A 9,405-nucleotide genomic window follows, 5' to 3' on the forward strand; every position below is an offset into this window, starting at 1 on the left:
TGGCCGCCGCCGAACGGGGTGAAGCCGGCCAGCAGCTCGTACAGCACGGTGGCCAGGGCGTAGACGCTTCCGGCACCGCTTCCGGCACCGTGGGGGTGGTGGCTCTTCAGGCGGAGCCGACGCCGCCGCGGCGCCGCAGCAGCCAGAACCCGCCGATGCCGCCGACGACCAGGGCGGCTCCGCCGGCCAGCTCGGCCGGGTTGCCGGCCACCGAGCCGCCGAGGCCGGTCTTCACCGCGCCGTGCGGGGCGACCTGCTGGCTGCCCGCACCGGACTGGCCGAGCGAACCGGCCCACTCCCCGGCCGCCTCGCTCCAGGAGCCGAGGCCCTGCGCGGGCGAGGAGGTGCTCACGGTGGTCACCGTGACGCTGGTCGAGAAGGAGGCCCCGTCGGGGCAGGTGCCGTCCACCTTGCTGTCACCGCTGGACTTGCCCGCCAGCCGGGCGGAGCCGGTGTGCCGGCCGTCCGAGCCGAGCGTGAGGGTGGCCGGGCCGCCCTCGAACGCCGGGGAGTTGGCGGTGATGGTCTTGGCGTTGGGCTTGTCGGACTTCTCGCAGGAGACCGTGACCGTCACGGTCTGGCCCGGTGCGGCCTGGGACGGACTGACCGAGGCGGCGCCGTCCTTGGCCAGCGCGAGCGGGGCCGTCAGGCCGGTCAGCACCGTCGCGCCGATCAGGGCGGCGGCGGCCGTACGCGTGGGGCGCATGCCGGAACCTCCGGGATTCTCGGGCGCAGCCGGGGACTCCGAAGTCCACGTGATCGAACAGCTACACCCAGTCACTCACCGACGCTAGGCAGCCTCCCCCGGCCCGGCCACCGCTCAGGACCGTTCGGGGGAGGCCCGGCTACGGGCGGTGACGGCCCCGGGAGGCCCTGCCGAGGCCTCCTGCGACCGGCTGAAGTCCTAGAGGTCGAGGTCGACCACGACCGGGGCGTGGTCGGAGGTGCCCTTGCCCTTGCGCGCCTCGCGGTCGACGTAGCTGTCGGTCACGGCGTCGGCGAAGGCCTTGTTGGCGAACGTGAGGTCGATCCGCATGCCCCGGTTCTTCGGGAAGGCCAGCTGGCGGTAGTCCCAGTAGGTGTACGGGCGGTCGTACTTGAGCGGGCGCGGCACGACGTCCTGGAGGCCGGCCTCGGCGAGGGCGGCCAGGGTGGCCCGCTCGGTCGGGGTGACGTGGGTGAGGCCCTCGAAGGCGGCGACGTCGAAGACGTCCTCGTCGGTGGGGGCGATGTTGAAGTCGCCGAGGACGGCGAACGGGCGCGGGCCGGCGGCGTCGTCCAGCGCGGCGAGGCGCAGCGCCTCCAGCCACTCCAGCTTGTAGCGGTAGTGCGCGTGGCCGACCTCGCGACCGTTGGGCACGTAGACGGACCAGACCCGGACCGGGCCGCAGGTGGCGGCGATGGCGCGCGGCTCGACGTCGGGCAGCAGGGCGTCGTCCGCCAGGTAGCCGGGCTGGCCGGGGAGGTCGCGCACCACGTCGTCCAGGCCGAGCCGGGAGACGATGGCGACGCCGTTCCACCGGCCGGTGCCGTGCGCGGCCGTCTCGTAGCCGAGCTCGCGGACCTGCTCGTACGGGAAGGCGTCGGCGGCGCACTTGAGCTCCTGGAGGCAGAGCACGTCCGGCTTGGCGCTCTCCAGCCATTCCAGGAGCTTGGGCAGCCGCGCGGTGACGGAGTTGATGTTCCAGGTGGCGATGCGGACGGTCACGGCTTGCGGCCTTCCCGGTGGTTCGGACGACGGGTGGGCGCCCGGCGGGACGCCCACCCCGAATCTACCGCCGCCCACCGACAAACCGGCCGGCGTCCGCGCGTCCGCCCGCCTCGGGGCGGCACCGCCGTCAGGGCCGCACCACCGTCAGGGCCGCACCACCGCCGCCGAGCCGCCGCCGCGGCGCACCGGTTCGGCGGCGGCGACCCAGCGGCCGTCCGGCAGCCGCTCGACGCCCGTCGCGGCACCGATCTCGGGGGTACTGGCGAACACGTGGCCGAGCGCCTCCAGCCGGGCCCGTTCCGGCAGGGCCAGGAAGGCCGGCTCGGCCTGAGTGGCGGCGGTGTTGCGCTGGCTGGCACGCGGTGCGGCGATCGCCTGCTCCAGGCTCAGGCCCCGGTCGAGGCGGCCGAGCAGCACCTGCAGCGTGGTGGTGATGATGGTCGCGCCGCCGGGCGAGCCGGCTGCGAGGAGCGGCTCGCCGTCGCGCAGCACGATGGTCGGCGAGAGCGAGGAGCGCGGGCGCTTGCCGGGGCCGGGGAGGTTGGGGTCGGGCACGCCGGGGACGAGCGGGGTGAAGTTGAAGTCGGTGAGCTCGTTGTTGAGCAGGAAGCCGCGGCCGGGGACGGTGATGCCGCTGCCGCCGGTCTGCTCCAGGGTGAGCGTGTAGGAGACGACGTCGCCCCAGCGGTCGGCCACGGTCAGGTGGCTGGTGCTGAGCCCCTCGTACGGTTCGGCGGCGGGCGCGGGGCCGGCGGTGGCGCAGGCGGCCGGGTGGCGCGGGTCGCCGGGGGCGAGCGGGCTGGTGAGGGCGCGGTCGGGGCTGATCAGGCAGGCCCGGGAGGCGGCGTAGCGCTCGGAGAGCAGTTCCTTGGCCGGCACGTCGTTGAACGCCGGGTCGCCGACCCAGCGATTGCGGTCGGCGAACGCGATCCGGCTCGCGTCCAGGAAGTGGTGGTAGTACTGCGTGCCGTCGTACCGGCCGAGGTCACCGTCCTCCAGGATGCCCAGCGCCTCGCCGACGGTGGTGCCGCCGGAGCTGGACGGGGCGATCGAGTAGAGGTCGTAGTCGCGGTAGGCGACGTGGGTGGGCTGCTGCCGGCGGACCTGGTAGCCGGCCAGGTCTGTGGCGTCCACCTTGCCGGGGCGGGCGTTGCGGCCGGAGGCGGGGTCGACCGGCGGGTGCTGGATGGTGTCGACGATGTCGGCGGCGAGGTCGCCCTGGTAGAGGGCCTTGGTGCCCTCCCGGCCGAGCTGGCGGTAGGTGGCGGCCAGGTCGGGGTTGCGGAAGGTGGAGCCGACGGCCGGGAGCGCGCCGCCGGGCAGGAAGAGCCGGGCGGTGTCGGGGAAGTCCTTGAACCGGGCCTGGTTGAGCGCGGTCTGGTCCTGGAATGTCTGGTCGACGGTGAAGCCCTGCTCGGCGATCCGTTGGGCGGGCTTGAGGGCGTCGGCGAAGGAGCGCCTGCCCCAGAGCCGGACGGCGGTCTCCCAGGTCGCCGGGGAGCCCGGCACGCCGACGGAGAGCCCGCTGGTGACGGCGTCGGCGAACGGCAGCGGTTTGCCGTCCTCCAGGAACAGCCCGGTGTCGGCGGTCCGGGACGCGGTCTCCCGGCCGTCGATGGTGGAGACCCGGCCGGTGGCGTGGTCGTAGTAGACGAAGTACCCGCCGCCGCCGATCCCGGCCGAGTACGGCTCGGTGACGCCCAGCGCGGCCGCGACGGCGACGGCGGCGTCCACCGCGTTGCCGCCCTTGCGCAGCACCTCGATGCCCGCGGCCGTCGCGTCGGCGTCCACGCTGGCCACCGCGCCGCCCCAGCCCACGGCCTCCGGCACCTTGGGCGGCGGGGAGACCGGCGGGGAGACCGCCCCGGCCGGCCCCGCTACGGAACAGACCAGCGTGGTGGCGAGCAGGATCGGCGGTGCGATGCGGGCCAGGGCTCTCATCCGGAACTCCTCCTGAGGCGACGTCAACTCCGTTGTTTCACAGGAGCCATGACCCCGACAACAGGGCCGCGACGCTACCAACGGGTAGTTGACGGGCCGGCGGCGTCCGCCCGGCAGGTTTCAGCCGACGGGTAACAGATGACAGCTGACAACTTTCATCATCTGTTATATGTCATCTGTTACCCGTCGGCTGTCATCTGTCACCCGTCCCCGCCGGCCGCCACCAGCCCCCACCCCACCCCCGCTACGGCACCGCGCGCTCGACCCGCCGCCGCTTGATGGTGCGGAAGCGCCGGGCGACCTGGCGGGCGAGGTCGGCGGCGCCGACCAGGCCCGCCTCGTTGCCGAGGGCGGCGTGCACGATGGTGGCCTCGGGGCGGAAGCCGCGGCCGGTGAGGGTGCGGCGGAAGGTGTCCCGGGCCGGGGCGAGGAGGAGGTCGCCGGCCTCGGAGACGCCGCCGCCGATGACGAAGCGGCCGGGGTCGAGCGCGGCCGCCAGGTTGGCGATGCCGACGCCGAGCCAGGTGCCGACCTCGTAGAGCAGCTCGGTGGCGGTCGCATCGCCGGCCTGGGCCGCCTCGGTGACCAGCGGGCCGGTGATGCCCTCGACGGTGCCGCCGGCCCGGGCCAGCAGCGGCTGGACCACCGGCGACTCCTCGGCGACCAGTTCCCGGGCGTCGCGGACCAGGGCGTTGCCGGAGGAGTACTGCTCCCAGCAGCCCCGGTTGCCGCACGGGCAGCGGTGGCCGCCGGGCACCACCTGCATGTGCCCGAACTCGCCGGCCAGCCCGTACTTTCCGCGGTCGACGTACCCGTCGCGGACGACGGCGCCGCCGATGCCGGTGCCGAGGGTGAGCATCACCATGTGGTCCTCGCCGCGCCCGGCACCGAACCGCCACTCGGCCCAGGCGGCGGCGTTGGCGTCGTTCTCCACGATCACCGGGAACCGCAGCCGTTCGCTGAGCACCTGCTGGAGCGGCTCGTTGCGCCAGTTCAGGTGCGGGGCGAAGAGCACCCGGGAGCGCTCGGCGTCGACCCAGCCGGCCGCGCCGATGCCGACCGCGTGGACGTCGTGCCGGTCGGCGAGCTGGAGCACCAGCTCGACGATGACGTCCTCGACCACCTTGGGGCTCTTGGACTTGTCGGGCGTGTCGGTGCGCAGCTTCTCCAGCACCTTGCCCTCCCCGTCCACGACGCCCGCGACCACCTTGGTGCCGCCGATGTCGACGCCGATGGTGGGCAGCCGCAGCAGGCTCGCGGGCAGGGCGCGGCGGCGCCGCTCGGCGCGCGGGCCGAGGCCGAGCAGGTTGGGCAGGACCGGCGGCCGGGTGGCGGCGTTGGGGCTGGTCACGACTGCGGGCTCTCCTCACGGGGCTGGGGGTCGGTGGCCCCACGGGGCCGGGGGTCGGCGGGTCGGCCGAGCTCGTGCGCGAGCTCGGCGAGGTCGGAGCCGCCGGCCATCTCGGTGGTGAGCTCTTCCAGGCCGATCCCGTCCCGGGGGTGGCTGCCGGCCATCCGGCCCCGCCGGAGCAGGGTGAAGTGGTCGCCGACCAGGTAGGCGTGGTGCGGGTTGTGGGTGATCAGGACGACGCCGAGGCCGGCGTCGCGGGCGGCGGTGACGTACTTGAGCACCACGCCGGACTGCTTGACGCCGAGCGCCGCGGTCGGCTCGTCCAGGATGAGCACCTTGGCGCCGAAGTGCACGGCGCGGGCGATCGCGACGCACTGGCGCTGGCCGCCGGAGAGGGTGCCGATCGGGCGGTCGACGTCGTGCAGGTCGATGCCCATCCGGGTGAGCGCCTCGCGGGTGGTGGCGCGCATGCCGTCGGCGTCCAGCCGCAGGCCGCCCCACCGCCGGTGGCCGCGTTCGGAGCCGAGGAAGAAGTTCCGCCAGACCGGCATCAGCGGCACCACGGCGAGGTCCTGGTAGACGGTGGCGATGCCGCGGTCCAGGGCCTGGCGCGGGGAGTCGAAGCGGACCTCCTCGCCGCCGACCGTGAAGGTGCCCTCGTCGTGCCGGTGCAGCCCGGCGATGATCTTGATCAGGGTGGACTTGCCGGCGCCGTTGTCACCGAGCACGCAGCTGATCTCGCCGGCCCGCAGGCTCAGCGAGACGTCCTCCAGGGCCCGGACGGTGCCGTAGGTCTTGCCCACGCCCTCCAGGGCGAGCAGCTCGGTCATCGCGGTCCCCTCTCGGCGCGGCGCTTGACCCAGGAGTTCAGCAGGGCGGCGAGCAGCAGCATCACGCCGAGGAAGAACTTGAACCAGTCGGGGTTCCACTGGGCGTAGATGATGCCCTTGCTGGCCATGCCGAAGATCAGCGCGCCGAGCGCGGAGCCGGCCACCGAGCCGTAGCCGCCGGTGATCAGGCAGCCGCCGATGACGGCCGCCACGATGTAGATCAGCTCGTTGCCGACGCCCTCGCCGGACTGCACGGTGCCGAAGGAGAACAGCAGGTGCTGGCCGAGCACCCAGGCGCCGAAGCCGACGCCGAGGTAGAGCACGGTCTTGGTCCGGGCCACCGGCACGCCGACCGCCCGGGCCGCGGCCGCGTCGCCGCCGACCGCGAAGATCCAGTTGCCGAAGCGGGTGCGCAGCAGCACCCAGCTGCCGACCGCGAGCAGACCGAGCCACCACCAGACGGTGGCCTTGATCGTCAGCCCGCCGACGGTGACCTCGGAGGCGAACAGCCAGCGGCAGGAGGCGAAGCCCTCCATGTCGGCGATCGGCTTGGTGGAGACGGTGCCGGAGACCAGCTTGGTGACGCCCAGGTCGGCGCCGGCGAGCATCAGGAAGGTGCCCAGGGTGACGATGAAGCTCGGCAGCCGCGTCCGGCCGAGCATCCAGCCGTTGAAGAAGCCGACGGCCAGCGTGACCGCCAGCGAGACCGCCACCCCGACCCAGGTCACGGCGGTCAGCTGGTAGCTGACCATGGACGAGGTGAGCGCGGCGGTGGTGACCAGCACGCCGGCCGAGAGGTCGAACTCGCCGCCGATCATCAGCAGCGAGACCGGCACCGCCATGATCCCGATGGTGGACGCCGCGTACAGCACGGTGCCGAGCGAGGAGACCTGCAGAAAGGGTTCGGCCAGGGCGGCGAAGACCAGGAAGACCGCGGCGGCGGCGATCAGCGCGCCGAATTCGGGCCGGGCGAGCAGCCGGCGCACCGCCGCCGGGCGTTCCTGCACGAGGACGTCGGTGGTGCTCAACGCGTCCCCCTCGCGACGTACTCGGCGAGCGCGTCGGCGTTGTCCTTGGTGAGGATCTGCGGGCCGGTCAGCACCGGCTTGCCGCCGCCGAGCATGTCGAGGTTGGAGCGGTGGAGCCAGAGCAGGTCGACGCCCTCGTAGCCCTGGAGGTAGGGCTGCTGGTCGACGGCGAAGCCGACGCTGCCGGCCTTGAGGCCGGCCACCACGGCCTGGCCCAGGTCGAAGGTGTCCAGCTCGACGGTGCGGCGGGCGTCCTGGACGGCCTGCAGGCCGGTGGCGGCCATCGAGCCGGAGAGGGTCAGCACGGTGTCGACGGACGGGTCGGCCTGGAGCTTGGCGGCGATCGCGGCACGCGCGTCGGGCATGTTGACGCCGTCGACGTAGAGCACCTGGAAGGAGCCGCCGGCCTTGGACTGGGCGCCGGAGCAGCGCTGCTCCTGGCCGACGTTGCCCTGCTCGTGGATCACGCAGAGGACGTTCCTGCGCCCGCGGGCGGCCAGCTCGGCGCCGGCGGCCTGGCCGGCGGTGGACTCGTCCTGGCCGACGTGGGTGAGGGCGCCGAACTTCGCGGAGTACTCCTGGCCCGAGTTGATGGTGATCACCGGTATGCCGGCGGCCTTGGCCTTGCCGAGCACGTCGGCCATCGCGTCGCCCTTGGCGAGGGTGACCAGCAGGCCGTCGACCTTCTGGTCGATGGCGGCCTGGACGAGCTGGACCTGGTTCTGGGTCTGCGCGTCGTTGGAGTACAGGAAGGTGATGTTGTCCTTGGCGGCGGCCTGCTCGGCGCCCTTGCGCACGGTGTCCCAGAAGGCGTCGCCGGCGCCGGCGTGGGTCACCATGGCGACCTTCCAGCGCGGGGTGGTGACGGCGCTGCCGGCGGCGGCCGCGGCCTTGGCGCGGGCCTGCTCGGCGCGGAGGCCTCCGGTACTGCTGCAGCCGGCCACGGCGGCCAGCAGGGCCAGCGCCGCACAGAGGGGCCGGAGCCGGCGGGAAGGGCGAAAGCGGGTTTTGCTCATCCCCATAGTCTCGCTGGCCCGTCGAGTGCGTCCTGCACCGCCTCGCCCGCCGCCCGGGGCCGTCCGGGCGGTATCGTGCATGGCCGGGGGCAATCCTGGGAGTCGGCTGGGCACCACGTCCGGACGCGGGCCGTCAGGGTGGCAGACTATGGCGGGCCCGAAAAGGGATCACCACGGAAACGTGATGTTCCTCTCAGGTTCCGCACAGATTCGGACGGCAACCGATCCCCGTTTCACGCCGTCCAATGCCATTGGAGCGAGTTCCGGGCGAGTGGGGCCCGGGGCGGCTTTGAACCCGGATACGAGAACTTGATGCAACTGACAGGTACGCCATTCCTCCTCTGCACGATCGTCCTCGTGCCGATCTCCATCGCGGTGGCCCTGCTGCTCTGGGGCAAGGTCCGCGGACCTCGGCCGGTGCGGATCCTGTCCAGGCTCGCGATGATCCTCTTCTGCCAGGTCACGGCCGTGCTGATGGTCTTCGTCATGGTCAACAACGCCAACCTGATCTACGGCAGCTGGGACGACCTGCTCGGCACCGGCAAGCACGTCCGGGCGGTTCCGTCGGTGCCGCCGGCCGAGCCGGGCCAGGGCTCGCAGCCGGGCGGCACCCAGGCGGGCGGGGACGCCAAGCCGCCGAAGGTCACGCAGCAGTTCCGCAGCGTCGACGACCCGAAGGTGCCGAACGACGTCCAGAAGACCGACCTCAAGGGCCAGCTGTCCGGCGTCGACGGGGAGGTGCTGGTCTGGCTGCCGCCGCAGTACCACGAGCCGGCGTACAAGGACAAGAAGTTCCCGGTCGTCGAGCTGATCCCGGGCTTCCCGGGCTCCTCCTCCACCTGGTACGGGACGCTGAAGGTCTCCGAGCAGCTGAAGCCGCTGATGCAGGAGGGCAAGGTCGCCCCGTTCATCCTGGTCTCGCCGCGCACCCTGCTGCTGGGCAACAGCACCGACGCCGGCTGCACCGACGTGCCCAACAAGGTCAACGCCGACACCTGGCTGACCCGGGACGTCCCGCAGATGGTGCTGGACAACTTCCGCGCCGACGCCTCCCCCGACCGCTGGGCGGTCGCCGGGTACTCGGCCGGCGCCCACTGCGCCACCAAGCTGGCCCTCGCCCACCCCAACCGCTACCGGGCCGGCGTCAGCCTCTCCGGTTACAACGACCCGGCGACCGAGAAGGACTCGCTGGTCGGCAAGGACGCGAAGCTGCGCGAGGCCAACAACCCGGTCAACATCGTCAGGACCGCCGCCCAGCCGCCGAAGGTCGCGCTGTACATCTCCGGCAACAAGGGCGACGGCTACGAGGACGGCCAGGCCATCGCCGCCGTCGCGAAGGCGCCGACCACGGTGCAGGTCCAGGAGACCACCGGGCCGCACTCCAGCGACGTCTGGAAGAACATGGTGCCCGGCGTCTTCCAGTGGCTCACCGGCATCATCCCCGCCCAGCCGTAGGCACCTGACGCCGGAACGGAAGGGGGAGCCAGGCCGGTGAGGCCGGCCGGCCACGGGGCGGAGGCGTCGTCGG

The 9,405-nt window shown here is 73.0% G+C and carries 8 protein-coding genes; 1 reads left to right on the plus strand and 7 read right to left on the minus strand.

All coding sequences use genetic code 11. The features are described from left to right. Positions 1 to 106: 106 nt before the first annotated feature. From ABZ885_RS29960 to ABZ885_RS29990, 7 genes are all read right to left on the minus strand, one after another. The gene (locus ABZ885_RS29960; RefSeq protein WP_360195301.1) at positions 107 to 706 is read right to left on the minus strand and encodes a hypothetical protein; all 600 of its coding nucleotides are present in this window, start codon (positions 704 to 706) and stop codon (positions 107 to 109) included. 198 nt (positions 707 to 904) lie between these two features. Further along, positions 905 to 1,708: an exodeoxyribonuclease III gene (locus tag ABZ885_RS29965; RefSeq protein WP_360195304.1), complete on the minus strand. Its 804-nt coding sequence runs from the start codon at positions 1,706 to 1,708 to the stop codon at positions 905 to 907. Between the two features lie 147 nt (positions 1,709 to 1,855). Continuing rightward, positions 1,856 to 3,652 (minus strand): gamma-glutamyltransferase, encoded by a 1,797-nt coding sequence (gene ggt, locus ABZ885_RS29970; protein WP_360195308.1) that lies wholly within the window; start codon positions 3,650 to 3,652, stop codon positions 1,856 to 1,858. Between the two features lie 244 nt (positions 3,653 to 3,896). Further along, positions 3,897 to 4,958, minus strand: a complete 1,062-nt coding sequence (locus ABZ885_RS29975; RefSeq protein WP_360195323.1) for an ROK family glucokinase — start codon at positions 4,956 to 4,958, stop codon at positions 3,897 to 3,899. 41 nt (positions 4,959 to 4,999) lie between these two features. Further along, a complete protein-coding gene (locus ABZ885_RS29980) occupies positions 5,000 to 5,833 on the minus strand; it encodes an ATP-binding cassette domain-containing protein (protein ID WP_360195311.1) in 834 nt (277 codons plus the stop codon). Further along, entirely contained in the window at positions 5,830 to 6,861 is a 1,032-nt protein-coding gene (locus ABZ885_RS29985) for an ABC transporter permease (protein WP_360195314.1), read from the minus strand. The genes ABZ885_RS29980 and ABZ885_RS29985 overlap by 4 nt, the downstream gene beginning before the upstream one ends. Continuing rightward, positions 6,858 to 7,877 (minus strand): sugar ABC transporter substrate-binding protein, encoded by a 1,020-nt coding sequence (locus ABZ885_RS29990; protein WP_360195317.1) that lies wholly within the window; start codon positions 7,875 to 7,877, stop codon positions 6,858 to 6,860. Before ABZ885_RS29990 ends, ABZ885_RS29985 begins: the two co-directional genes overlap by 4 nt. A 357-nt stretch (positions 7,878 to 8,234) precedes the next feature. Here ABZ885_RS29990 and ABZ885_RS29995 point away from each other — a divergent pair, with 357 nt between their 5' ends. Further along, positions 8,235 to 9,332, plus strand: coding sequence for an alpha/beta hydrolase-fold protein (locus tag ABZ885_RS29995; protein WP_360195320.1), 1,098 nt, complete (start codon positions 8,235 to 8,237; stop codon positions 9,330 to 9,332). Positions 9,333 to 9,405: the final 73 nt, after the last annotated feature.

Origin of the sequence: Kitasatospora sp. NPDC047058, from assembly GCF_040643935.1 — a bacterium.
Lineage (GTDB): Bacteria > Actinomycetota > Actinomycetes > Streptomycetales > Streptomycetaceae > Kitasatospora.

Excerpts from the sequence above, each read along its gene's own strand:
- ABZ885_RS29960 (WP_360195301.1), bottom strand. The coding sequence starts at position 706 with ATGCGCCCCACGCGTACGGCCGCCGCCGCCCTGATCGGCGCGACGGTG.
- ggt (WP_360195308.1), bottom strand. The coding sequence starts at position 3,652 with ATGAGAGCCCTGGCCCGCATCGCACCGCCGATCCTGCTCGCCACCACG.
- ABZ885_RS29980 (WP_360195311.1), bottom strand. The coding sequence starts at position 5,833 with ATGACCGAGCTGCTCGCCCTGGAGGGCGTGGGCAAGACCTACGGCACC.
- ABZ885_RS29990 (WP_360195317.1), bottom strand. The coding sequence starts at position 7,877 with ATGAGCAAAACCCGCTTTCGCCCTTCCCGCCGGCTCCGGCCCCTCTGT.